We start from the raw sequence: 23,298 nt of genomic DNA, 5'->3' as shown, positions 1-23,298 counted from the left end.
CCTAGGTCGAGGGGAAACGCGCCCCCCGATCATACGGAAGCAGGACTCCGAAGCCGAACTCAGCACGAGGGGCTCCGGGGGGACCCCTCCGGCGGCCCGGAGCTACCGGCGCGGGCGGGCGGAGCTACCGGCGCGGGCGGCCCGGCAAGCGGCGCACGGCGCCGGAGACGCCAGCCAGCTTCGAGGCCAGCCGGTACGTCGTCGACGACTCCACCTGCCCGAGCCGCTTCTTCAACGCGTCGCGCTCCACCTTGAGGGCGGCCTGCTCCGCCTTCACCGTGGACAGCTCGTCCGGCAGGGCCCTCAGCTGCTCCAGCGCCTGCTGCTCGCGCTCGGCGTTCCGGCGGCCGTCCTCGGCTCCCCCGAGCTCGGCGAGCAGCACGCGCTCGCGGGCGCGGGACGTGAGGTTCTCCAGGACGCTTTCGGCCAGCAACCTGGCCAGCACATCCTTCTCGGGCCCGTCGGGGCCGACCACTGCCGGTTCGAGCGCACGGGCGGCCGTGGGGAGCGGGAGCACCGTCGCCGCACTGCGGCGTGCCACCACGGCCACCGTCGGCTCGCGCTGGCCGGAGGCGACGACCGCCTCCACGAGCTGGAGCCCTGCGCCGATCAAGGCATTGACGACGCGACCCACGGGCAGCTCAGCCGGGTCGGTGGGGACCAGCAGCACGACCGTCGTGCCCTCGGGGAGGTCGTCGTCGATCAGCCCCGACAGCTCCCCGTCGCCCGGCGCCCTGAGCAGCAGGAGATCGCCCGGCTCGGGGTCGACCTGCTCCTCCGCCGGGTGCAACCGCAGCCCCGGCGTCTGGCTGGGCGGCAGCGTGTAGCCGCGCTGGTGCACAGCGCCGTTGCCGAGGTGGTGGAGGATGAGCTCTCGGATCAGCATCACGATGTCCTGTCGAAGACGTGGAGACCGGCGTGGTTCTCACGGAAGGCATAGGGAACGAAGGCGCTGTGGACGAAGCCGTCCGGCGCGAGCAGGTCGACGTAGCGGTGGCGCGCCCGGCTCACCTGGTAGTCCCCCCAGTGGTGGTCGGCGTCGAGGTCGTGGTCGGCGATGACCAGGCGGCCTCGCGAACGGACGAGCATCCCGAGGTTGCGCACCGAGGCCGCCCACACGTCGTCCTCCATGATGTGGAACAGCACGTCGACGCTGACCACGACGTCGTAGAGGTAGCTCGGCGCCCAGGCGTCGAGCCGGCTCTGCGCGTAGCGGTCGCGGCCGTCGGGCCGCGCCTGGGCCCGACAGGTCGCGAGGGCCTGCGCCGAGGTGTCGATGCCGTCGACCTGGTGGCCGAACGAGGCGAGCTCACGGGTCAGCCAGCCGGTCCCGCAGCCACCGTCGAGGATGCGCAGCGGCGCTGCGGGACGGGAGAACGTGCCGATGAGGTCGATCAGACGGCCCACCCGCAAGGCGTTGAGCATCGCGTTGGCGGTGTCGTCGTACGAGATGTCACCGCCGGCATACGTGTGCGCGAGCTTCTGGTGGCGCGCGTCCCAGAACGCGATCGACTGGTCGATCGCGAGGGGATTCCCCGAGCTGGTCATGTTCCGAGAGCCTCCGTGAGCACGCGGGCGGACATCCGTCCGTCGTGGTGGGTGCGTGCGAACTCCACGCCGCTGGCAGCCAGACGACTGTAGTGCTGAGGTTGGTCGACGATGGACAGCACCACGTCCTTGAGGGTGGCCGGGGTCGCCTCGACGATCGGCGGCCGCGGGTTCATCCGGCGTCGCACTCCTTCGGGCAGGTGGGCCACCACCAATCGGCCGGCAGCCATCGCCTGCGCCGCCAGCACGCCGGGGTTGCCCATCACCACCTGGTCGACCACGACGTCCGCCTCCTCCAGCACGGACGGGATCATCAGTGGGGGCAGGTCCCGCAGTCGCTGGTAGTGGATGAGCCCGCGCGAATGCAGGTCCTGGAGCACCGGGTCGATCCACTCCGAGCCCTTGAGGGCCGAGCTGGACGGCGCGTGCGCCACCACCAGGCGCTCCCCGCTGAACGCCGCCCGGGTGGGGGCGACGAACGAGGCGGCACCGACGACCCCGGGCAGCCACACGCCGTTAGGCACGTGGTCGACCAGGTCCGGGGTCGACACCAGGACCGGACCGTCGAAGTCGGCGAAGGCCTCGTGGACGCGTTCGGTCGCCTGCTCGCGTTGCGCGGTGAGGGTCTCGTTGCCCAGGCGGTGGAACGGTGAGTACGGGGTCAGCCGCGCATGGTGTGCCGGGCGACGGACCTCGGACCCGTGGAACAGCAGTGCCACCCGGCGTCCGGTGGCTCGCAGCGCCTCGACGTCCTCGCGCCCGCGACGCGGGTCCCAGCCGTTGGCCGACTCGCTGGGGTCGTGCACGGCGAGCAACGGCCGCAGCGCCTCGACGAGGACGTCCGTGGAGTCGGCCAGGAGCTCGACGGCCAGGCTCACCCGGGTGGCCGGATCCGCCCACTGGGTGGCAGTCAGTGGTAGGTCGGACCGGAACATCAACGGGGAGCGCAGCGCCATCACGTGGACGTTGCGGGCCGTCCAGCCGGGGGCGTGCTCCCGGACCGACCTGGCCCACTCGAACCCCTGACCGGCGTAGTTGGCCGGCCCGACCACGAGTCGGCGCTCGGCCGTCGCCGGGACCCGACGGTTCGGCCCGGCCAGCGCGGCGACCGCCCTTGCGCTCCGACTGCTCATCGAGCCCGTGTGCACCTCGAGCCCGGGGTCCTTCACGCCGTCGCCCAGGGTGAGCCATGCCTCGCCGGAGGCCGGCGCGGACTCGGTCACCCTCACCACGGAAACCTCGTCCGCGGAGGCCCCCACGCCGGCATCCGCCACGCTGAGGGCGACGTTGAGGGGTGGCGAGTGCAGGACCCGCTGGGGAGTCATCCCGCGGTCGAGCATCTGGGTGACCCGCAGGGCCGCGTCCAGGGTGGTGGTCGCGATCAGGTCGTCGTCCCCGTCGAGGAGGTCCCAGGCGGCGAGCTGCACGAACCGGTCGACGGCGGCGAGCACGACGGGACCGGACACGGAGGCGAGGTGGGCCCGGAGCAAGTCCCTGATCTGGTCGACGTGGTGCGTGTTCACCGTCGGCAACTCGGTCGGCGCGATCGGGACCGCCTCCGGCGCCACCAGTGAGACCTCTGTGCCCTCGGGGGCCACCACGACGGTCAGGGCGGTCCTGTGGTGGGCCGGCGCGGCCTGGACCCGGGCGAGCGTGCTGGCGTCGGGCGGGCTGGAGGACAGGTGGAGCAGCCGGACCTGCTGTGGCGATGTCGCGGTGGCTTCGGTCACGGGGCCAACGCCGCGAACACGTCGTCGATGGCGGGCCGCAGGTGGGCCTGGCGACTGCGTCGCGCGCCGTACTCGCTGCTCGCCGCGAAGAGACCCTGGCCGTCGACCACGTCGTCGAGCGCCTCGAGCATCGCCGCTGCCAGCGCTTCCACCGAGTAGTCCTTCGCGTCGTGCCAGCGCGGGTACCCGTCCAGGACGCGCCGGGCATCGTGCTCGGGCGCCAGCATGGAGACGATCGGCAACCCGGTCGCGACGTACTCGTAGACCTTCCCCGACGTCACCATGCCCCCTCCCTCCTTCAAGAACACCAACACGTCCGCTTCGGCGTACGCCTGCGTGATCTGGTGCTTGGGGACGCGGCCCGTCATGACCAGGCCGTCCCGCGCGAACTCGTCGGCGACGGCGAGCTGCTCGACACTCATCCGTCCCGACTGGCCGAAGGATCCCACCACCCGGAGCTCGGCGTCGGCGAGCCTGCCCGAACGGCCTCGGGCGGCGCGCCACGCCTCGGCCAGCAACCGCAAGGGCATCGTCGAGCTGACGGTGCCGACGTAGGCGAACACCAGCCGCGAACCGGGCGCTCGTTCGCGGTGGATCAGGTCGACGTCCAGGAACCGTGGGTCCCACCCGTTCTCCACGACGGCGATCCGGTCGGCGAACTCCGGGAAGCGCTCGCGGTGCCACTGCGCGATCGGCTCGTTGACGAACCACACGCGCAGCGCACGGGCGAGGGCGAACTCGAGCCAGGGCAAGGTGCGCTCCGCCGTGGGTCCCAGCTCGCCGGTGTACACGTCGAGGAGCCAGCTGTCGCGGTCGTCGAGCACGAACGGGATGCCGTGGTCCACGCTCAGCCGCAACGGCACGGTGAAGTCGACGTAGGGGTTCCCGGTGGCGATCACGAGGTCGACCGGATCGAGCTCGTGGATCCGGGCGGCTGCTGACTCGGCGCGAGGCTGCCACGTCGCGTAGACGACCTCGGGGAAGGCCAGCACCTGGTCCTGGTGGACCTTCGCGACCCACGGCCTCGGCTTGGCCATGCGGTCGGCCGGCCAGCGGTTGAGCAGCGGGTCGCGCTCGCGCGGGTCCATCGGCACGCGCACGACCCGCACACTCTCGGGCACGTCGTCCAGCAGGCTGCGGTCACCGCCGATGACCAGGTCGAAGGTGTCGAGGTCCGCCGTCAGCACGGTGACCCGGTGACCTGCCCGCACGAGCTCGGCCACCGTCTCGAGCGGTCGGTAGACCCCTGGCCCCTGGTGAGGTGCGAAACCCCACGCGACGTAGAGCACGTGTCGCGGCTCGTGGACCTGCTCGAACATTGGCGTCCTCTCCCGTGTGGCCCCGACAAGCCAGCCACTCACACGAGCCGTCGCACGAGAGGGACCTGCCGCAGGAGTGTAGCCAGCGCGAAAGACGCAACCAAGACCAACCCGAGGCGGCCCAGCAACTCCACGACACTGCCGGCGGCCGGCGTGCCTCCCACCGCCGGGAGGTCGTAGGAGACGAAGAGCACCGCCAGGTGCATGGCGAAGACACCCAGGGTGACGGCGCCCAGCCGGCGGCCCAGCGCAGCCCCGCGTGGGCTGTCCGCCGAGCCGGGGTCACGACGCCGCAGGACCGCCTGCCCGACCAGGAACACCAGTGCTGCGTACAGCTGGCAGCCGAGCGAGTAGTAGCCACTGAACAACCCGCTGAACCACCACGGCACGTGGGACCGTCCGAACATCCAGATGATCGCGGCCGCGATGGCCGCGCACGCCAGCAGGGCGGCCACGACCGCGAACCGGTTCAGCACCACTCCGCGCAGTCCCCAGCCCAGCAGGTACACCCCGAGATAGGGGACCCACCAGGTCCACGGTGTCTCGACCCAGGTCAGCGGCGCGTCGCGGATCGTCACCGTCAGCTGGGTCAGGGCGGGCACGGCGACCGCCAGGGCGCCACCGACCAGGACCGCCCGGCGGGAGGACCGGGCGGTCCACGCGACCAGCACCGGGGTGACAAGGGCCAGACCGAGCACGATCCAGAAGAAGTACAGGGCGGTGAAGAGCTGACCGCGCAGGGTCATCTTGAGAGCGGCGCGTGCGGTCAGCGTCTGGTCGAGGTAGAAGACCCGGAAGCCCCAGTAGAACAGGTGCCAGAACACGATCGCCGGCACCAGGCGAAGGGCTCGTCGACGCAGGAAGTCGCCGTCCCCTCGGAACCTCGAGGGGTCGAGGAGCAGCGCGCCACTGAGCATGACGAACAGCGGAACGGTGAAGTTGAAGCCGCGGTTCAGCACGATGGCCAGCATCCCCACCGTGGTCGACCGCGCATCGTGTCGGATCGCTGTCGCACCCGTAACGTGGATGGTGACGACTCCGCAGATGGCGAACACCCGCATCCACGACACCCAGTCGAGCTGCCCCGACTCGGCGAACACCGAGAACGCGCGTGAACGGGTCGGTGCGGGCGCGAGGGTGGCCGTGTCGTCGCTCATCGGGGCAAGGCTAGTCGATGCCCGCACCGTGACCGTGTGTCTAGACTCGCGGAAAACGAGGTGGCGACACCGGTGACGAGGGGTGTGGATGTACGAGGGTCTTCGGGTCGCGGTGGTGGTGCCGGCCTACCGGGAGCGCGAGCACATCGCCGAGGTCATCACGACGATGCCCGCCACCGTCGACCACGTTCTGGTCGTGGACGACGCGAGCCCCGACGACACCGGCCAGGTGGCCCTGGCCGTCGGTGACCCGCGCACCGAGGTCCTGCGGCACGAGGAGAACAAGGGGGTGGGCGGGTCCATCGTGACCGGCCACCGCCGAGCCCTCGAGCTGGGCGCCGACGTGTGCGTCGTGATGGCCGGTGACGGGCAGATGGACCCCGAGCAGCTCCCCCGGCTGCTGGCTCCCCTGGCGAACGACGGGTACGCCTTCGCGAAGGCCAACCGCTTCTACTCCGCGACGAGCTTCGCGGGCATGCCGACGTACCGGGTGGTCGGCAACGTCGTCCTGACCTTCCTCACCAAGGCGGCGTCCGGCTACTGGAACTTGGTGGACCCGCAGAACGGCTACACGGCCATCACCCGCGAGTACCTCGAACGCCTCCCCCTGGACCGGTTGGCCGAGCGGTACGAGTTCGAGAACGACCAGCTGATCTGGCTGAACATCCTGGACGCTCGGGCCATCGACGTGCCCATCCCGGCGCGCTACGGCACGGAGGTCTCCACCCTCAAGCTGCACGCCGTGGTCCCCCGGCTGCTGCTCCTGCTGGTCAGGGGATTCTGGCGTCGGATCTGGCACAAGTACGTGCTGTGGTCGTTCTCCCCCGTCGCGCTCCTGTTGATCGCCGGCAGCCTGCTGATGCTCTTCGGGTTGGTGATCGGCATCTGGGCGGTCATCGCCAGCCTGGGCAAGCCCGAGGCGAGCACCGGCACCTGGCTGCTGGCCGTCGCCCCGATGTTGGTGGGCATCCAGCTGGTCGTCCAGTCGCTGGTGCTGGACATTCAGGCCACGCCGCGCTGACCCTGCCCGCTCGAGACGGTCCTGCGGGGCGACTCTCCGCCGGGCTCGAGGGGCGACTCCCTCCCGGGCTCGAGATCATCGGTCCGGGCCGGTTGCCCCGTGCGCTGGACGGCTCGGGAGAACAGCAGCGCGAGCGAGAGGGCGAAGAAGACCAGACCCGGCATCGCGTAGCGGAACGCGGTCGGGGTGCCGTTGGTGACTCCGTAGAGCTCGGTCCCGGCGAAGGCACCCAGGAGCAGGTGGGTCTCCTCCCGGCGCCAGAAGACCAGCCCGGACAGGATGCACAGCGCGACCAGCACGAGCAGCGGCCGGTCCGCCAGCGCGAAGGTCTTCACGTCGGTCCGGGCGATGTGCCACGCGAGTCGCGGCGCGGCCAACAGCGCACCGGACAGGGAGTCGGCGCCGGTCTTGGTCTTGAACTGGTCCAGCTGGGAGAAGGTCGGGAAGAGCACCGTCTGCACGACCTGGGCCACCACGGAGGTGCCCCCGACCGCCAGGGCGGCCACGCCCCACCCGTTGGGGCGATGCCGCAGGACCAGGGCTGCCAGCCAGGCCACCACGAACGCGCCGGCCACGATCAGGGTGGACTGCCGGGTGAACGCCGAAACCAGGGTCAGGCCGACCATCGCCGCCACCGGAGCCCAGCCGGGACGCCTCTGGTACCGCCACGCGGCCGCCAAGGTCAGCGCACCCCACAGCGCGGACAACGACTCGGTCAGCATCGCCGAGCCGTAGAACATGATCTGCGGGCTGCACATGATCAGGACGACGGCGCCGAGCGCTGCCACCGTGCCGTACCGGCGGGACAGCTGCCACGCCATCAGCCCGATGAGGGCCGCCAGAGCCAGTCCCGGGACGACGACCAGCCCGTCGATCCCCCAGAGCTTCACGAACGGCACGGACAGGGCGGGCAGCACCACGCGCGGCTGGACGAGCCCCCACCCGAACAGCACCGACGCCGCCGGCGAGGCCCAGCCCGACTTGGCGCTGACCTCGGCCACCTGGCGGGCCGCCTCAGCCTGGCTCTCGCCGCCGAACCACAGGGCCATGCCCGCGTAGTAGCGCGAGTCCGGCGCGAACAACGGCCTGAGCTTGACGGTGGAGGTGTAGGTCACCGCGAACGTGACCGCCACGACCAGGGCGGCCAGCACCCGGGCCTGCGCTTGCCGGCGGAGCGGGGAGACCTCTCGCTTCCGGTGGACCCGCAGCCCCGTCTCACGCTGGGCAGGGACTCGGGACATCGGAAACTCCTCGGGCGCACGGGCACCGGGTGATCGGAGTCCGGCGCGGACGGCCGTCAGGCTGGCCTGACCGCGTCACACGGTAGCGCAGGAACGAACGCCGCCGGCCCACCTCCCGGCGCCTGCCGCCTTCCCGAAAGGGTGCGCCCACCACCCCCCTCCCGCCCACCGACGAGCCGTGACCCATGACCGTGGCTGCGTACGATGGCGCGCATGCTGACCGTGACCCGCCATGGCCGAGAGCTGAAGTTCGACGAAGAGGGCTGTCTCGAGACCCCGTACGTCTACCGCCCGCTGACCACCGGGAATGTCTACGAGGAGCCGTTCCTGGAGTACATCCGCTCGCTCGGCGTGACTGGGGACTACCTCGACGTCGGCGCGCACCTCGGCACCCACACGGTCTGGTTCGCCACGATGTGCCCCTCCGCCCACGTCCACGCCTTCGAACCGGTCGGACGGTACGGCGACCTGGTCGAGCGCAACATCGCAGCGAATGGGCTGCAGGAGCGGGTCACCCTGCACCGCACGGGAGTCGGCGAGGTGGCGGGCCGGGCCTCGAACTACCTGTCTCCCGAGCACCAGGTCGGTTTCGTCGAGGGGACCGGCGAGGGAGTGGTGGAGGAGTTCGCCGTCGTGCGGCTCGATGACGCGGTGCGGCACCGGGTGGGGCTGATCAAGCTCGACGTGGAAGGGATGGAGGCCAGTGCCCTCAAGGGCGCAAGCCGCATCCTGTCCAAGGACCGGCCGGTGGTCTTCGCCGAGGCGCACTCGGACCAGGCCGCCAAGGAGCTCGCCCGTCTTCTGGCCCGTCATGGCTACAAGCCGACCGGGCGGGTCTTCAACGCCAGTCCCACCTACGAGTACGTGGCGCCGCGCCGGGTGGGCCTGGAGCGGCTGCGGCCGGCCTTCCTCCTGCTGCCGGCCGGCGTCCGGCGTCGCATCGGTGCACTGCGTCGACGACTCAGGTCGGCCTGCTAGGGCGCGTCCCGGTCGCCGGGTCAGGTCGCCGCGTCAGGTCGCCGGGTCAGCGCTTGAGTCGACGGGCAGCCGACCGTGCGATCCGGCCGACGCCCTCGGCGGGTTTGTCCCTGATCAGCTCGGACGCCTTGCGCGCGTCGGCGGAGGCGCGCGTGCGCAGGCGCTCCCACCGGCTCCGGTTGGCCTCACGTTCGTCGAGCAGCTCGCACCGGGCCGCGGCCAGCCGCTGCTGCGCGTCCTCGAGGAGGGCCCTGAGCGCGACGGCCTCGGCCAAGGCCCCCTCGAGCCGACCCAGCGCCAGAGCCGTCGTGGCCCGCAGCTGCTCGACCTCGCCTCGATCATCCACGTCCGTGCCTCGCTCGCTCGTCAGTGCGCACACGCTAGCCTAGGCAGGCCTTCTCGGGCCGCCGGACCCCGTGGCAGAAGCCTCGCGCAACCCCCGCCACGCCTCGCCGTCCCTGGGCCGTCCCTTCGCCATCTTTGAAAGAGCGTCCATGAAGATCCTGTCGATCGTTGGTGCCCGGCCCCAGTTCGTCAAGCTGGCTCCCATCGCCCACGCCGCCGCGGCAGCCGGGCACGAGCACGTGATCGTCCACACCGGCCAGCACTACGACGTGAAGATGTCGGACGTGTTCTTCGAGGACCTCGACATCCCCACGCCCAACGTGCACCTCGGGGTCGGCTCGGGGTCCCACGGGGTCCAGACCGGCGCCATGCTCGCGGCGATGGACGCGGTGCTCGAGGAGCACGCACCGGACTGGGTCCTCGTCTACGGCGACACCAACTCCACGATCGCGGGCGCCCTGTCCGCCGTGAAGCTGCACTTCCCGCTCGCCCACCTCGAGGCCGGCCTGCGCTCCTTCAACCGGGCGATGCCCGAGGAGCACAACCGGGTCCTCACCGACCACGCGGCGGACCTGTGCCTCGCCCCCACCTCGGTCGCCATGGAGCACCTGGCCGCAGAGGGGCTGTCCGCGAGCTCGGTGCTGGTCGGCGACGTGATGACCGACGTGTGCCTCAAGGTGTCCGAGTCCGTCGGCGACCGGCGCCCGGCCCTCCCCGACGGAGTGGACGGCGACTACGTCCTCTCCACGATCCACCGTGCGGAGAACACGGACGACGAGACGCGGCTCCGGGCCATCATCGAGGGCCTCGCCGCGCTGCCCTACCCGGTCGTGCTCACGGCGCATCCCCGGCTCGTGGCGAGGGCGGCCCACTACGGCATCGACCTGCGTGCCGGTTCCCTGCACACGATCGAACCGCTCGACTACCCGGCCATGGTGGCCGCGGTCAAGGCTGCCCGCGCGGTGGTGACGGACTCCGGTGGCCTGCAGAAGGAGGCCTTCCTGCTGCGCACGCCCTGCACCACGGTGCGCACCGAGACCGAGTGGACCGAGACGATCGACCTCGGCTGGAACGTGCTGGCCCTCGACCTCGACCGGCTGGCCGAGATCGTCGACCGTCCGGCACCCGCCCCCACCGACGCCGCCCCCTACGGCGACGGACGAGCCGCCGAGGCCACCGTGCAGGCGCTCGAGAAGGCGCACCTCGCCCGCTGAGCGGCCACCACGGCATACCCACCACGGCATACGCACCACGGCGAACGCCCGCCTCGAGGAGGCGGGCGTTCGTCGTGGTTCCGGCGGCTCAGAGCTTGATCGTGGTGCCTGTCTTCGCCGACTCGATGCAGGCCTCGGCGACCCGCACGGTGGCCAGACCCTGCTCCATCGTGACGATGTCGGCCTCCTTGCCGAGGACGGCGTCGCGGAAGTTCTCGTGCTCGACGCGCAGCGGCTCGGGCTTGGAGATGGCGTAGCGGATGACATCACCCTCGGAGACGCCGCGGAACTGGGCCAGGTCGTTCCACGTGGTCTGCACCTCGCCGTTGGCGTAGTAGGTGAGGTCCGCGGTGAGGGTGTCGGCAACGAAGGTGCCGCGCTCGCCGGTGATGATGGTGACGCGCTCCTTGAGCGGCGACAGCCAGTTGACGAGGTGGTTGGTGACGGTGCCGTTGGACAGCGTGCCGACGACCGCCACGAGGTCCTCGAACTCGCGACCGCTCTTGTATGCCGTGCCGGCAGCCACCGAGGTGAACGACTGCTGCGTCACCCACGCGGTGAGGTCGATGTCATGCGTGCCGAGGTCCTTGACCACGCCGACGTCGGCGATCCGTGCCGGGAACGGTCCCTGGCGTCGCGTCTGCACCTGGTAGACGTCGCCGAGCTCGCCGGACTCCAGGCGTGCGCGGGCCTGCTGGAGCGCCGGGTTGTAGCGCTCGATGTGGCCGACTGCGCCCACGAGGCCCTTGTCCTTGAACGCCGCCGCGAGCTTCTCGGCCGACGGCGTGTCCTGGGCGAGGGGCTTCTCGATGATGGCGTGGACCCCCGCGTCAGCCAGCGCGAGGCCGACCTCCTCGTGGTAGATCGTCGGGACGGCCACCATGCAGTAGTCGATCCCGGCCTCGATGAGCTGGTGGATGTCCTCGAAGACCGGACGTCCCCCTGAGACACCGTGCACGTCGCCACCCGGGTCGGCCACGCCGATCAGGTCGACCCCCGGCAGAGAGCCCAGCACGCGGGCGTGGTGGCGACCCATCATGCCCAGGCCGATGAGTCCTGCGCGCAGGTTGGCCATCAGGCACCGGCCTTGGCGAGGGCGTTGACCGCGGTCACGATGCGCTCGAGGTCGTCCTGGCTCAGCGACGGGTGCACCGGCAGGGAGAGGCACTCGGCCGCGGCCTTGGCGGTCTCCGGCAGGTCGACGTCGACCTGGAACGGCTTGAGCTGGTGGTTCGGCACGGGGTAGAACATGCCGGACCCGACGTTGTACTCCTCGCGCAGCGCCTTGCTGAAGCCGTCCCGGTCGCTGGGGACGCGCACGGTGTACTGGTGGTAGACGTGCACCGCACCGTCGGCGACCGGCGGCGGGGTGACGCCCTCGAGGTTGGCCGAGAGGAACGCGGCGTTCGACTGGCGGGTGGCGGTCCAGGCGCCGACCTTGGTCAGCTGGACGCGGCCGATGGCCGCGTGGATGTCGGTCATGCGCGTGTTGAAGCCGACGACCTCGTTGTGGTACTGCTGCTGCATGCCCTGGTTGCGGTAGAGGCGCATGAGCCGCTCGGTCTCGGCGCTGGCGACGGAGACCATGCCACCCTCACCGGAGGTCATGTTCTTGGTCGGGTACAGCGAGAACATCGCGAACTCGCCGAACGCGCCGACAGGCGTGCCGTTCAGGGAGGCCCCGTGCGCCTGGGCGGCGTCCTCGTAGATCTTCAGGCCGTGCTTGTCGGCGATGGCCTGCAGCTCGGGCATCTTGGCCGGGTGGCCGTACAGGTGCACCGGCATGATGCCGACGGTCTTGTCGGTGATGGCGGCCTCGACCGCGGCCGGGTCGAGGCAGAAGTCGTCGGCGCTGATGTCGGCGAAGACCGGGGTGGCCCCGGTGAGCGCGACCGAGTTGCACGTCGCGGCGAAGGTGAAGGAGGGGACGATGACCTCGTCGCCCGCCTTGACCCCGGCGGACAGCAGGCCGAGGTGGAGTCCGGAGGTCCCGGAGTTCACGGCGACGCATGCGCGGTCGAGACCGAAGTGGCTGGAGAACTCCTCCTCGAAGGCCTTCACCTCAGGGCCCTGCGCCAGCATGCCGCTGCGGAGCACGCGGTCGACTGCCTCGCGCTCCTCGTCGCCGATCAGCGGCTTCGCCGGGGGGATGAATTCGGTCACTGTGCAGCCTCCATCAAGCGGTCATTCTCTTCGATGTATCGCTCGCCCGTCTTCGGGCAAACCCAAGTGCCGTCCGCATCCCGCTCGAGGGGGACGCCGGCACGGCCCACCCACCTTAGCCGCTTCGCCGGGACACCCGCCACGAGCGCGAAGTCGGGCACATCGCGCACCACGACCGACCCTGCGGCGACCAGCGCCCAGCGTCCGATGGTCACCGGGGCGACACACACCGAGCGTGCGCCGATCGACGCACCCTGGCGCACCGTCACGCCGACGGCCTCCCAGTCGTCGCCCCGCTTCAGGGTGCCGTCGGGGTCGATCGAGCGCGGGTAGTGGTCGTTGGTGAAGACCACGGCGGGGCCGACGAAGACGCCGTCCTCCAGCACCGCCGGCTCGTAGACGAGGGCATAGTTCTGCAGCTTGCAGTTGTCGCCCATCACGACCCCGGTGCCGACGTACGCACCCCGGCCGACGATGCAGTTCTGCCCCAGCACGGCGGCCTCACGGACCTGCGCGAGGTGCCAGACGGAGGTCCCGTCGCCGAGGGTGGCGTCGGGCGAGACGTCCGCGCTGTCCTGAACTCGTATAGCCACGGGGTGTCCTTCTCAACGGGCGCGCGGGCGCGCGGCTTCCAGGGCGCGCGGGCGGCCCCGCGCGCGTCACAGGCTACGGCCTGGGCGCGGGCGGCAGCGACTCGGTCGACCTCGACAGCAGGAAGGTGCGCAGAACCTCCGCGGACAGCCGGCCGTCGTGCACGCAGGAGGCGAACTCGGCACCCTGCCGGGCGACCGCCAACCACCGGTCGCGGTCCTGCACCAGCTCCATCAGGACGTCCGCGACGTCGGCCGCGCGGCTCTGGACCACTGGCAGCACCCGTCCCGTGACAGCCTGGACGTGGGCCCGCACGTCCGGGCGGACGTGTCCGACCACCGCGCGACCGGAGGCCATCGCCTCGACCGCTGCCACGCCATACCCGCCGAGGGCGAACTGGTCGAGCACGATGTCGGCGGACGCGATGACGGCGGGCATCTCGGCCCACGCGACGTCGTGCAGCGGCGTGTAGTCGATGAGTCCGCGCCGGGCCAGCTCCAGCACGGCCGGTTCGATGAGCGCGGTGCCCTTGACCTGGCGGTGCGAGGGCACGTGGACGACACGGGGTGGGCGCCCGGCGGGCGCCGGCTCCCACGGCTGCGGGCTCCAGCGGGCAGGGTCGACGACGACCGGCAGCCACCGGGCCGTGGGCACGTCGAGCAGCAGGTCGGGCGTCGACACGAACGACCAGTCCCGTCGCGTCATCAGCCCGGCCATCCGGTCGGCATGGCGCTGTCGCAACCGGACCGTGTCGTCGGCCATCCGGGCAAAGGGCGAGTCTGGCTCGGCGTCGAGGTGTCGGTCGGGCCGGCGGACGTCCGTGCCGTGAGCCACCATTCCCACCCGCACCCGCGCGTCCTCGAGGAAGGCGAGGTCCCCCGCGGCGTCCAGTCCGTGCTGGGTGCCCGTCACCGGACGACCGGCCTCGACGAGGACGTGAGTGAACGAGGTCACCCACGACTCGCGGGCCCTGGCCAGCCCCGGATCGTCGAAGGCGACGCGGTCGAGGACGAAGTCGGCCGGCTCCGCCAAGGTCGTCGAGGTCGCGACCTGGAACGACAGGGCGTCCACATCGGGCAGTCGCCGGGCTGCCGCTGCCCAGCCTCGTCCCTGGCCCGCGAAGTTGGCCGGCCCGACGAGCAGCTGGGTGGTCCGCGAGCCCGGCCGAGGCCAGGTCGTGGGTCGGGAGACGTCGGACACGGTGCCTTAGTCTAGGCACTCGACGCGGCGAGTCGCGGAGAGTCGCGGCGCTCACGATCTTCCCCAGAAAGGGTTCTCCACATGGCTGCTGCCGAAGGGCACGCACCACACGTCCTCTACGTCGCCTGGGGCTTTCCCCCCTGCCGGGGTGGCGGCGTCTACCGGGCGCTCGCCACGGCCAACGGCTTCGCGGCGCAGGGTTTCCGGGTCACCGCGCTCACCGCCGACCGCGAGACGTTCCTGAAGTACACCGGCGCGGACACCTCCCTCGAGGCCCTCGTCGACCCGAGCATCGAGGTCGTCCGCGTGCCGTTCGCCTGGCCCAGCCTGGAGATGGACGTGCGCGAGTGGAGCGCCTTTCGGGCCTTCGCCCCGCGGCTGTGGTGGCGCTCGCGGGTCCGTCGTGACGTACGCGACTTCCCCGAGGTCGGCTACGGACCGTGGAAGGGCCCGCTGACGCGCGCCGCTGCCGAGGTGCACGCGGCCGACCCGGTCGACCTCGTCGTCGCCTCGGCCAACCCCAACGTCGACTTCTCGGTCGCCCAGCACCTGCACGAGACGGCGGGCGTCCCCTACGTCATGGACTATCGCGACGCCTGGATGCTCGACGTCTTCGACGGACACCAGGTGCACGAGGAGGGTTCCAAGGTCGCCGTCCTCGAGCGGGACCTGATCGAGTCGGCCACCGAGGTCTGGTTCGTCAACACCCCGATCTGCGCCTGGCACCAGCGGCGCTACCCCGAGGTGGCCGACCGCATGCACGTGGTCGCGAACGGCTACGACCCCGAGTTCGCGCCCACCCCACGACTCGCGGCGCGCAAGCCCCCGCGGCCCCTTCGCTACGGCTACATCGGCACGGTCAGCAGCAAGGTGCCGCTCGCCGAGTTCGCCGCCGGGTGGTCACTGGCTCGTGGTCGGTCCTCCGCCCTGGCCGGCGCCACCGCGGAGGTGTGGGGATACCTCGGCTTCTACGCGACGCCCAGCCCCCACCTGGTGCGACTCATCGCCGACCACGCCCACGAGGGGCTCAGCTATGCCGGGCCTCTGGCCAAGCAGCGCGTCAAGGAGGTCTACGACACCTTCGACGTGGCTCTGCTCATCCTCGGGGCCGGCCTCTACGTCACCAGCGGCAAGGTCTTCGAGTACACCGCGAGCGCCCTGCCGATCGTCTCGGTCCACGACCCGCGCAACGCCGCGAGCGACGTCCTCGAGGGCTACCCGTTGTGGTTCCCGGTGGCCGACCTGGAGCCGGAGACGGTGGCCACGGCCCTGGAGAAGGCCGGCGAAGCCGCGCTCAACGCCAGTGACGAGGTGCGGGCCAGCTGCCGGGACTTCGCGGTGAAGTACTCACGTGAGCTCCAGCTCGCACCACGCATCGCGGCACTGGCCGACGGCATCCGGCCCCGCACGGGTGCGGACCACCCCGAGACCCTCACCACGGAGGCATCGTGAACGTCGTCCTGCTCAGCGCCGGACCTCCGCTGCGGGCCGGCCAGATCGAGGAGGCACGGCACCAGCTGCGGGCCGACCCCGACGCCCGGCTGACGGTCGTCTCCTGGCACCGACCGGGGCGACCGCTTCCGGTGGACCAGCACATCCTCGTGCGCGCCATCGGGGGTGGCCGCACCCTTCCCGTGGTCGACGCCGCCATCCCGGTCGCCCCGTCGGAGCTCGACCCCGACGGTTCCACCGGGCTGGCCCTGGGTCCCGGGGGTCCGGAGGAGGAGCCCGAAACCGCGTTCGCCGACGAGGCCGCCGAGCCCGCCGAGCCCTCCACACCCCCCGCGAGGGCTTCCAAGTTCACCCGGGCCGGAGTGACGCACGCCCTCCGCTGGCGCAGCAACCGCGTGCGTCGAGCGGTCCGCTCGCGGACCAACCGCCTGAGCACCACCCTCAAGGGGCAGCCGGTCGTGGGGAGGGTGGTCGGCTCCGCCAAGGTCCGCCGGGTGCGCAAGGCCGCAGCGCGCGGGACCCTCGCCAGCAGGTATGCCGCCGCGTGCCTGGCGTCGCGCCACGTGGACGACGTGCTTCGGGTGGCCGACGTCGTCGTGGCCCTGGACACCCCCACGCACCGTGCGGCGTGGTTGCTGGCCCGTCGCCACCCGGCACCCGACGTGGTCGTCGGACTGGCTGCCGCGTCGCGATGCCTCCAGGCTCGCGTCGAGAGGCTCGCAGACCAGCAGTCCTAGGGTCTGTGAGCCGGAGGTCCGGCGGCGGGGTCCGCACCCGCGCGCGCCTCGCCGAGCGCCGCGACCCGCCGAGCAAGGTCGGCATACGGGTTGTCCTGCAGCGCCTGCGACCGCCACCGGCCTGCTGCGGTCCGCCGGTCAGCCAGCGTTGCCGGGTCCTGGACCCAATCGTTCAGCACGGCGGCCGTGGCGGACCCAGCGAGCGGTCCCGGTGGCACGACCTGCCCACCGCCCGAGTCGCGCACGAGCTCGGCCTGGCGCGGCAGGTCGGTGACGACGACGGCCAGCCCACACCCGAGGTACTCGTAGAGCTTGCTGGGCGTGGCGGCACGGAACGCCGGGGTGTCCTCGAGCAGGGCCAGACCACACCACGCGCCCTCGGCCACGGCCCATGCCTGGCGTGGGGGCAGCCGGCCGTGGAACCGCACCCGGTCGTCGAGCCCGGAGCGGCGTAGCCGGGCCGCCAGCTCGTCGGCGTCGCCGCCGGCCACCGGGCCCACGACGTCGAGGTGCCAGGCGGGGGCCTGCTCGATGGCATCGAGCATGGACCAGAGCCCGCGGGACCCGCGCACGTCTCCCACGTAGAGGGCCCGCGGCTGGGGGTCGGGCGCGCCGAGCGGCGGCAGCATGGCCAGGTCGGGGAGGTTGCGCAGGACGAACCGGTGGCGTGCGGTGAGCGGCGGCAGGTGGTCGTCCGCCACGACGACGAGGTCGGCCCGCCGCGCGGCGGCCGTGGCCAGCCCGGCGAGCGCCCGCCCCACGGTGCCGCGCCAGCCTGCGGCCCAGGACCGGTCGGACAGCAGCGCCGCGTAGTCCTCGTGGACGTCGGCCACGACCCTGCGACGGCGCAGCCGGCCCACGACGAGGCTGGCCAGCAGCGAGTCGGGGTCGAGCGCGAGGAGCACGGCGCCGCGGGCAGCGGCGGCCTTGCGGGGCGCAGCCAGCGCCCGTGCCGCCATGCCGCCGCGCGGGGTGGTGTGCACCTCGGCACCGTCGGGGCCCTGCCCGGCGTCACCCAGGCCGATCACCTCGACGGTCAGGCCGTGCCCGAGCAGGGCTGCGCAGACGCGGTGGAGCCGGGCGTCGGACACGTCGTGACCACTGGTGACGACGCTGACGTCGACCACCTCAGGTCACAGGTCCTCGAGGACGACGGCGGACTGGCCCACGTTGACGAACTCGGTGTACTTCTCGGTGACTTCCTCGGGCGTGCCCCGCATCATCACCTGGCCCTTGTGCAGCCAGATGGCGTCGTTGCACAGCTCGTTGATCGAGGACAGCGAGTGGCTCACGAGGAAGAAGGCGCGGGCGTTGGAGCGCAGCTCGGCCATCTTCGCGGCGGCCTTGGACTTGAAGGAGGCGTCCCCGGCGGACAGTGCCTCGTCGATCATGAGGATGTCGGGGTCCATGTGCACGGCGACCGAGAAGCCCAGCCGGCTGTACATGCCCGAGGAGTAGGTGCGCATCGGGGCGTCGATGAACTCCTGCAGGTCCGCGAACTCCGTGACCTGCTCGGCACGGGCAGCGACAGCCTTGCGCGACAGCCCGCTGGCCAGACCACCCAGGATGATGTTCTCGCGACCGGAGAGCTGGGCGTTGAAGCCGACGCCGAGCGAGAGCAGCGGACTGACCCGGCCGTGGACCTCGATGCGCCCCTCGGTGGGCGGCAGGATCCCCGCCATGGCCCGCATGAGGGTCGACTTGCCGGCGCCGTTGTTGCCGATGATGCCGAGGGCGGTGCCGTCGGGCACGTCGAAGCTGACGTTCTTGAGCGCCTGGATCTCGCGGACCGCGCGCTGGCCATGGCCCAAGCGGGTGATGGCGTTCTTGAACGTGGGCACCCGTTCGAACGTGGTTCGGTAGGTGATCGAGAGGTTCTCGACCTTGACCACCGAGTTGTGGCTAGAGGCGGACAGCGAACTCACGCTCCCTCGACATGAAGAACAACGTACCGATGGCGAACGTGCCGAAAGCCCACGCCATCGCGATCAGCCAGACCTTGAGCTCCGGCACCACCCCGTCGACCAGCGCCTGGCTGAAACCGCCCAGCAGGGAGAACAACGGGTTGATCACCACGAGCACGTCGGTGAAGCGCTGGAACCGGTGCGGCACGCCGTCGAGCGTCCACAGCACCGGCGAGAGGTAGAGCCAGATGCGGTTGACGTACGGCATGAAGCTGGTGGTGTCGCGGAAGTACACCTGCATCGTCGCGAAGAACGACGCGAGCCCGAGCGAGAAGATGACCAGCAGCAGGAGGAAGGGCAAGGCTGCCAGCGTCGCGAGCCTCCAGGGGCGCCCCGCCGCGATGTGGAAGACGAAGTAGACGAAGGCGGTCGGCAGGAACCGGAAGAACGCGGTGCGCACGGCCGAGAACGGCATCAGGAGTCGGGGGAACGCGGTGTTCATCAGGAGCTTGCCGCCACTGACGACGGAGGCGGCGCCCGTCGACATCGAGCCGGCCACGAAGTAGAACGTGAACAGTCCCGCGGTCAGCTTGGCGAAGAACTCGAGTCCGCGGTTGCCACCGCTCAGCACCTGCACGAGGACGAAGTACACGCCGGCGAGCAGCAGCGGGTTGAGGATCAGCCAGATCTGTCCGAACACCGTCGTGGAGTTGGCCGCACGAAGGTTCGAGCGCGACATCTCCGCCGCGAACTCACGGCGGCGGAAGAGCTCGGTCGCGTAGGAGCGCAACGGAGGGATGCCTGCCCGGTGTGGTTCGTAGACGTGGTGTGTCGTCGTGAACTGGTTCTCCGGTTCGCTGAGCACCACTTGGTGATCGCTGCTCATTTTCCTCGCTCTCGATTTCGCCCATCGGCCGTCACCGACCGACAGAGTCTAGACGACCCGCGACGGCCCTCAGGCCACGCGGTGGTAGACCTCGCGCAACCTCTGGGCATCCACTTCCCACCCTAGGGCTGATCTCGCCGACGCCACCTGGGCGCACCAGCGCGGGTAGTCCGCGACGACCGACTCGATGGCGCGGACCAGCCCCGCCGCGTCGCCGGGGGCGTAGAGCGCGCCGATCCCGTGCTCGCGCACCAGGGCCGCCAGCTCCCCCACGTCCGTGGCAACGACGGGCACCCCCGCCGCGACGGCCTGGAAGGCCTTGTTCGGCAGGGCGAGGCGCAGGTTGTCGAAGTTGTCACCGTGCGTGACGAGGGCGATGCCGGCCTCCTGGAGGAGGTGGGTGACCTCCGCCACCCCGACCGCGCTGCGGACGGTCGTGTCACCGGGCTCGAAGCGGGCCAGCCAGGACGGGTCGCTCGGCCCCACGAGCGTGATCGGCAGCGGGCTGGTGCGCGACGCCTGCGCGATCACCTCGAGCTCGCGGTAGGGAGCCAGCCGACCGGCATACACCGCTGCCGTGGGGGTGGCGGGCGGGCCACCCTCGACGGCCTCGAAGGTGTTGCGCACGACGACCACGTGGGACCACCCGTAACGCCGCCGCAGGACGTCGGCGACGCCCTCCCCCACCGTCACGACCGCGGCCGCCCTGGCGCCGAGGCGCGCCTCGACGCGGCGTTCGCGCCAGTCCTGCACCGGGGTGGGGCGGTACTGCCGCGGACGGCCGGCCCAGAGCTCGTGGCTGTCGTAGACGAGCGGCACGCCACGGTGTTCGGCCAGCGTCGCCCCCGCCTCGAGGGCGGTGAAGTCGTGGGCGTGGACGACGTCGAAGCTGCGGGCCCGCGCATCCGCCACCGCGCCCTGCGCCCACCGCCCGAAGGCGGAGTTGCGGTGCTGTGGAAGCAGGACCCAGCGGGCCAGCCGCAGGTGCGGCGCGAGCCTGCGGTGGCCGGCCGACTCGGCGCCCTCGGCCCGGAACACCGATGAGGTGCCGACGCTGGACACGGTCACCCCGGGTGGCGGCGAGAAGTCGGTGGGCACGCTCTTGCCGACGATGTGCACCTCGTGTCCGTCGGCGACCAGGGTGGCCGCCTCACGGAGCACCCTGGTGTCGGTGGCCACCGAGGTGGCCACGAGCATGAGAACGCGCATGGGGTCAGCGTGCCAGTCCGGGTGGGCTCGTGATGAATCCGATCCCCCACGACCAGTGCATGACGCCGAGCGCGAGGGGGGTCAGGAGGCGGGTGCGCAGCGACTCACCGCTGCTGATCGCCAGGCCACCGGCCGTGATGGCGACGCCGTATGCCGCGGGCACCAGCCAGGCGGGCCACCACAGGAAGCCTGCCGCGATGGCGACCGTCGTGCCGGCCACCATGACCGGCGGTGCCAGGTAGCGGACGTTGATGGTGCCGACGTGGTGCCTGGCCACGACGCGGCGCCAGCGCCCGTAGTAGAAGTACTGCTTGCCCAGCGCCGCGAACGTGCTCCGCGGGCGGTAGGTCACCTTGAGGTCGGGCGTGAACCACACCCGGCCGCCCGTCTGCCGGATCCGGTGGTTCATCTCCCAGTCCTGGGCGCGGGCGAAGTGCTCGTCGTACCCACCCACCCGTTCCAGGGCACTGCGCCGGAAGACGCCGAGGTACACCGTGTCGGCCTCGCCTGCGCCGCCCCCGACGTGGAACCGGGCGTTGCCGACGCCGATGGGGCTGCGCATCGCACACGCCACGGCCCGCTCGAACGCCGTACGACCCTCGGCCAGCATCAGTCCCCCGACGTTGTCGGCATCCACGCGGGTCAGCTCGGCCACCGCCGTCGCGACGTAGTCGGTGGGGATCTCGGCGTGCCCGTCAACCCGCGCCACGACCTCGTGCCGAGAGGCCGCGATGGCGGCGTTGAGGCCGTTCGGCGTCTTCCCGCTCGGGTTCGGCACGGTGCGCACGCGGGGGTCGGCCGCCGCGAGCTCTGCGGCCACCGCATCGGTGCGGTCCCTCGAGGGGCCCAGCGCCAGCACGACCTCGAGGGGGCCGGGGTAGTCCTGGGCGAGGATCATCTCCACGGCGTCGCGCAGGTGTCGTTCCTCGTTGAGCACGGGCACGATGACGCTGACGGATGGTGCGTGGGCGGGGGTCTCGGCGGGGGGATGGGAGCTCATGAGGACACGATCATCCCGCAGAACAGATCCCGCCGAGGTCGGTGGTCTTCGCGTTCGCGGGGGCGCTCGGCGTCCCGACCGAGGCATCGGGCGCCGGGGTGGCCGCGCTGGGCGTCCCCGCTGTGGTACCCGAGCGGGCCGCGGACGCCGAGCCCGCGGCAGCCTTGCGGGCCACTGACTCCGAGGCGCTGGTCCCGTCCTCCGAGGCCTGGATCGTCGAGGCCACCGTGGACCGGATGATGGCCGGGTCGTAGTGCCACGGCTTGATCAGGGGCGGGACGAAGTTGACGCTCTTGATCTTCTGCGCGCGGGTCTTCAGGGCCAGGTCGGCAAAGTAGCCGAGCTCGGACTGGGGCAGGTCTGTCTTGAGCACGCCCTTGGTCGCGGCGGCGATGCCGGCGAAGTGGAGCACCAGGGCCTGCGGGTCGACCTGTTGCACCATCGCGGTCATCACGCAGCGCTGACGCGCCATCCGGTCGTAGTTCGACGAGCCCTCACGGGCCCGGGCGTACCAGAGCGCGTGGGTGCCATCAAGGTGCTGGAGGCCGGGCTCGATCCATCCGCTGATCCGTGACGTGCCACCTCCGATCGGGGTGCGCTTCTGGACGTTCACGTCGAGCCCACCCAGCGCGTCGATCAGACCGCTGAAACCTCGCAGGTCGATGAGCACGAAGTACTGCACATCGAGGCCCGACAGCGCTTCGACCGCCTCCCTCGTCGCCAGGACACCGGGGTCCCGGGTCCCCGGGGGGAACATCGCCTTGTGGTCCGTGGCCCACGTGAACAGGCCGTTGAGCAGGCACTGGTCGCCGCAGTTCCACCCCGCCGGCATCAGCCGCTTCATCGTCGAGCCGGGGCGGAAGTTGATGTTCTCGGTGTCGCGGGAGAAGCCGAACGTGACCGCCCGCCCCGTCGTGGCATCCACGCTGACGAGCTGGATGCTGTCGGGCCGGGTCCCGACGCGGTCGGCCCCGGAGTCGCCTCCGAGCACCAGGATGTTGTAGCGGCCCTTGGTCGCCTTGGCGGCCGTGGTGCCCTGGAACATCGAGTCGAGCGCGTCGCGTCCGGCACCCACGTTGGAGGCCGCGTAGACCAGGCTGCCCGAGGTCATGACCAGGAGCACCGCGGTGATGGCGGTCAGCCAGCGGCGGGCCCGGACGACGAGGGTGGTCGGCTGTCCCAGCCGCCACGCGTCGAGGAACAACAGCGCCCAGAGTGCGGCCAGGGCGAAGAAGACCGACTCCACGAACGTCAGGACAGCACCCCGGCTGAAGAGACTGAGGGCCAGGGAGCGCTGCACCAGGAAGACGACGCCGACCAGCAGGCAGACCCCCACGACCAGACCCCAGACCCGCAGTGCGAAGCGCCCGAGGTCACGACGACCGGCGACGAGCTGGGCGCTACCCGGCAACACGAGGGTCAGCAGGACGAGGGCGAAGGCGCGCCGCCGTCGCATCCGTGGGGTGAGCACCCCGCCGTCGGCCAGGGCCGTGGTGCTGCGCTCGGACACGTACAAACCAGTCTCTTCACGCGTCGACGCGACCTCGGTGGCCCTCATGGTCGACCAGTATCGGGGTACACCAGTGTGATTTCTGTGACGCGT

General features: G+C 71.2%; 22 protein-coding genes. 5 read left to right on the top strand and 17 right to left on the bottom strand.

Going from position 1 to position 23,298, the window contains the following annotated elements; all coding sequences use genetic code 11:
- Positions 1-124: 124 nt before the first annotated feature.
- The 5 genes from BJ986_RS10725 to BJ986_RS10705 are packed head-to-tail and all read right to left on the bottom strand — an operon-like array spanning position 125 to position 5,754.
- Positions 125-886 (bottom strand): hypothetical protein, encoded by a 762-nt coding sequence (locus tag BJ986_RS10725; protein ID WP_179421973.1) that lies wholly within the window; start codon positions 884-886, stop codon positions 125-127.
- Positions 886-1,548: a class I SAM-dependent methyltransferase gene (locus BJ986_RS10720; RefSeq protein ID WP_179421972.1), complete on the bottom strand. Its 663-nt coding sequence runs from the start codon at positions 1,546-1,548 to the stop codon at positions 886-888. Before BJ986_RS10720 ends, BJ986_RS10725 begins: the two co-directional genes overlap by 1 nt.
- Positions 1,545-3,278, bottom strand: a complete 1,734-nt coding sequence (locus tag BJ986_RS10715; RefSeq protein ID WP_179421971.1) for a hypothetical protein — start codon at positions 3,276-3,278, stop codon at positions 1,545-1,547. Before BJ986_RS10715 ends, BJ986_RS10720 begins: the two co-directional genes overlap by 4 nt.
- Positions 3,275-4,597 carry a glycosyltransferase gene (locus tag BJ986_RS10710; protein ID WP_179421970.1) on the bottom strand — a complete coding sequence of 441 codons (1,323 nt, stop codon included), beginning with the start codon at positions 4,595-4,597 and terminating at the stop codon, positions 3,275-3,277. The genes BJ986_RS10715 and BJ986_RS10710 overlap by 4 nt, the downstream gene beginning before the upstream one ends.
- A gap of 38 nt (positions 4,598-4,635) precedes the next feature.
- On the bottom strand, positions 4,636-5,754 hold the full coding sequence (locus BJ986_RS10705; protein WP_179421969.1) for an acyltransferase: 1,119 nt from the start codon (positions 5,752-5,754) through the stop codon (positions 4,636-4,638).
- Positions 5,755-5,842: 88 nt separating this feature from the next.
- On the opposite strand from BJ986_RS10705, the gene BJ986_RS10700 reads away from it, so the two are divergent.
- Positions 5,843-6,775 (top strand): glycosyltransferase family 2 protein, encoded by a 933-nt coding sequence (locus BJ986_RS10700; protein ID WP_179421968.1) that lies wholly within the window; start codon positions 5,843-5,845, stop codon positions 6,773-6,775.
- Here the strand turns inward: BJ986_RS10700 and BJ986_RS10695 are convergent.
- On the bottom strand, positions 6,757-8,016 hold the full coding sequence (locus BJ986_RS10695) for a hypothetical protein (protein ID WP_179421967.1): 1,260 nt from the start codon (positions 8,014-8,016) through the stop codon (positions 6,757-6,759). The two genes, BJ986_RS10700 and BJ986_RS10695, sit on opposite strands and share 19 nt — an antisense overlap.
- Positions 8,017-8,229: 213 nt before the next feature.
- Here BJ986_RS10695 and BJ986_RS10690 point away from each other — a divergent pair, with 213 nt between their 5' ends.
- A complete protein-coding gene (locus BJ986_RS10690) occupies positions 8,230-8,994 on the top strand; it encodes an FkbM family methyltransferase (RefSeq protein WP_179421966.1) in 765 nt (254 codons plus the stop codon).
- Positions 8,995-9,040: 46 nt separating this feature from the next.
- Here the strand turns inward: BJ986_RS10690 and BJ986_RS10685 are convergent, their stop codons facing one another.
- A complete protein-coding gene (locus BJ986_RS10685) occupies positions 9,041-9,340 on the bottom strand; it encodes a hypothetical protein (RefSeq protein WP_179421965.1) in 300 nt (99 codons plus the stop codon).
- A 148-nt stretch (positions 9,341-9,488) separates the two neighbouring features.
- Here BJ986_RS10685 and wecB point away from each other — a divergent pair, with 148 nt between their 5' ends.
- Entirely contained in the window at positions 9,489-10,553 is a 1,065-nt protein-coding gene (gene wecB / locus BJ986_RS10680) for a non-hydrolyzing UDP-N-acetylglucosamine 2-epimerase (protein ID WP_179421964.1), read from the top strand.
- Positions 10,554-10,641: 88 nt separating this feature from the next.
- On the opposite strand, the gene BJ986_RS10675 is transcribed toward wecB, so the two are convergent.
- From BJ986_RS10675 to BJ986_RS10660, 4 genes are all read right to left on the bottom strand, one after another.
- Positions 10,642-11,628 carry a Gfo/Idh/MocA family protein gene (locus tag BJ986_RS10675; RefSeq protein WP_179421963.1) on the bottom strand — a complete coding sequence of 329 codons (987 nt, stop codon included), beginning with the start codon at positions 11,626-11,628 and terminating at the stop codon, positions 10,642-10,644.
- Positions 11,628-12,716 (bottom strand): aminotransferase class I/II-fold pyridoxal phosphate-dependent enzyme, encoded by a 1,089-nt coding sequence (locus BJ986_RS10670; protein ID WP_179421962.1) that lies wholly within the window; start codon positions 12,714-12,716, stop codon positions 11,628-11,630. Before BJ986_RS10670 ends, BJ986_RS10675 begins: the two co-directional genes overlap by 1 nt.
- The gene (locus BJ986_RS10665; RefSeq protein ID WP_179421961.1) at positions 12,713-13,309 is read right to left on the bottom strand and encodes an N-acetyltransferase; all 597 of its coding nucleotides are present in this window, start codon (positions 13,307-13,309) and stop codon (positions 12,713-12,715) included. The genes BJ986_RS10670 and BJ986_RS10665 overlap by 4 nt, the downstream gene beginning before the upstream one ends.
- 73 nt (positions 13,310-13,382) lie before the next feature.
- Positions 13,383-14,507 carry a glycosyltransferase gene (locus BJ986_RS10660; protein WP_179421960.1) on the bottom strand — a complete coding sequence of 375 codons (1,125 nt, stop codon included), beginning with the start codon at positions 14,505-14,507 and terminating at the stop codon, positions 13,383-13,385.
- An 81-nt stretch (positions 14,508-14,588) separates the two neighbouring features.
- On the opposite strand from BJ986_RS10660, the gene BJ986_RS10655 reads away from it, so the two are divergent.
- Both BJ986_RS10655 and BJ986_RS10650 read left to right on the top strand, forming a co-directional pair.
- Complete coding sequence (locus BJ986_RS10655) at positions 14,589-15,959, top strand: glycosyltransferase family protein (RefSeq protein WP_179421959.1); 1,371 nt, start codon at positions 14,589-14,591, stop codon at positions 15,957-15,959.
- Positions 15,956-16,696, top strand: coding sequence for a hypothetical protein (locus BJ986_RS10650; RefSeq protein ID WP_179421958.1), 741 nt, complete (start codon positions 15,956-15,958; stop codon positions 16,694-16,696). The genes BJ986_RS10655 and BJ986_RS10650 overlap by 4 nt, the downstream gene beginning before the upstream one ends.
- Here the strand turns inward: BJ986_RS10650 and BJ986_RS16800 are convergent.
- The 6 genes from BJ986_RS16800 to BJ986_RS10620 all read right to left on the bottom strand — a co-directional run bounded on the left by BJ986_RS16800 (position 16,693) and on the right by BJ986_RS10620 (position 23,253).
- Positions 16,693-17,823 (bottom strand): glycosyltransferase, encoded by a 1,131-nt coding sequence (locus BJ986_RS16800; protein ID WP_179421957.1) that lies wholly within the window; start codon positions 17,821-17,823, stop codon positions 16,693-16,695. The two genes, BJ986_RS10650 and BJ986_RS16800, sit on opposite strands and share 4 nt — an antisense overlap.
- A 6-nt stretch (positions 17,824-17,829) precedes the next feature.
- A complete protein-coding gene (locus tag BJ986_RS10640) occupies positions 17,830-18,621 on the bottom strand; it encodes an ABC transporter ATP-binding protein (protein WP_337795143.1) in 792 nt (263 codons plus the stop codon).
- The gene (locus tag BJ986_RS10635) at positions 18,599-19,486 is read right to left on the bottom strand and encodes an ABC transporter permease (protein WP_179421956.1); all 888 of its coding nucleotides are present in this window, start codon (positions 19,484-19,486) and stop codon (positions 18,599-18,601) included. Before BJ986_RS10635 ends, BJ986_RS10640 begins: the two co-directional genes overlap by 23 nt.
- 69 nt (positions 19,487-19,555) lie before the next feature.
- Positions 19,556-20,695: a glycosyltransferase gene (locus BJ986_RS10630; protein ID WP_179421955.1), complete on the bottom strand. Its 1,140-nt coding sequence runs from the start codon at positions 20,693-20,695 to the stop codon at positions 19,556-19,558.
- Between the two features lie 4 nt (positions 20,696-20,699).
- The gene (locus BJ986_RS10625) at positions 20,700-21,695 is read right to left on the bottom strand and encodes a glycosyltransferase family 2 protein (RefSeq protein ID WP_179421954.1); all 996 of its coding nucleotides are present in this window, start codon (positions 21,693-21,695) and stop codon (positions 20,700-20,702) included.
- 10 nt (positions 21,696-21,705) lie between these two features.
- Positions 21,706-23,253 carry an LCP family protein gene (locus BJ986_RS10620; protein WP_179421953.1) on the bottom strand — a complete coding sequence of 516 codons (1,548 nt, stop codon included), beginning with the start codon at positions 23,251-23,253 and terminating at the stop codon, positions 21,706-21,708.
- Positions 23,254-23,298: the final 45 nt, after the last annotated feature.

This window comes from Pedococcus badiiscoriae (assembly GCF_013408925.1).
Lineage (GTDB): Bacteria > Actinomycetota > Actinomycetes > Actinomycetales > Dermatophilaceae > Pedococcus > Pedococcus badiiscoriae.
Note: the sequence above shows the minus strand (reverse complement) of the source record. Positions and strands in the feature narration are given on the sequence as shown.

What these genes read in the sequence shown, in the direction of transcription:
- BJ986_RS10725 (WP_179421973.1), bottom strand. Translation starts at nt 886, where the DNA reads ATGCTGATCCGAGAGCTCATCCTCCACCACCTCGGCAACGGCGCTGTG.
- BJ986_RS10720 (WP_179421972.1), bottom strand. Translation starts at nt 1,548, where the DNA reads ATGACCAGCTCGGGGAATCCCCTCGCGATCGACCAGTCGATCGCGTTC.
- BJ986_RS10710 (WP_179421970.1), bottom strand. Translation starts at nt 4,597, where the DNA reads ATGTTCGAGCAGGTCCACGAGCCGCGACACGTGCTCTACGTCGCGTGG.
- BJ986_RS10705 (WP_179421969.1), bottom strand. Translation starts at nt 5,754, where the DNA reads ATGAGCGACGACACGGCCACCCTCGCGCCCGCACCGACCCGTTCACGC.
- BJ986_RS10700 (WP_179421968.1), top strand. Translation starts at nt 5,843, where the DNA reads ATGTACGAGGGTCTTCGGGTCGCGGTGGTGGTGCCGGCCTACCGGGAG.
- BJ986_RS10695 (WP_179421967.1), bottom strand. Translation starts at nt 8,016, where the DNA reads ATGTCCCGAGTCCCTGCCCAGCGTGAGACGGGGCTGCGGGTCCACCGG.
- BJ986_RS10690 (WP_179421966.1), top strand. Translation starts at nt 8,230, where the DNA reads ATGCTGACCGTGACCCGCCATGGCCGAGAGCTGAAGTTCGACGAAGAG.
- wecB (WP_179421964.1), top strand. Translation starts at nt 9,489, where the DNA reads ATGAAGATCCTGTCGATCGTTGGTGCCCGGCCCCAGTTCGTCAAGCTG.
- BJ986_RS10675 (WP_179421963.1), bottom strand. Translation starts at nt 11,628, where the DNA reads ATGGCCAACCTGCGCGCAGGACTCATCGGCCTGGGCATGATGGGTCGC.
- BJ986_RS10655 (WP_179421959.1), top strand. Translation starts at nt 14,589, where the DNA reads ATGGCTGCTGCCGAAGGGCACGCACCACACGTCCTCTACGTCGCCTGG.
- BJ986_RS10635 (WP_179421956.1), bottom strand. Translation starts at nt 19,486, where the DNA reads ATGAGCAGCGATCACCAAGTGGTGCTCAGCGAACCGGAGAACCAGTTC.
- BJ986_RS10630 (WP_179421955.1), bottom strand. Translation starts at nt 20,695, where the DNA reads ATGCGCGTTCTCATGCTCGTGGCCACCTCGGTGGCCACCGACACCAGG.
- BJ986_RS10625 (WP_179421954.1), bottom strand. Translation starts at nt 21,695, where the DNA reads ATGAGCTCCCATCCCCCCGCCGAGACCCCCGCCCACGCACCATCCGTC.
- BJ986_RS10620 (WP_179421953.1), bottom strand. Translation starts at nt 23,253, where the DNA reads ATGAGGGCCACCGAGGTCGCGTCGACGCGTGAAGAGACTGGTTTGTAC.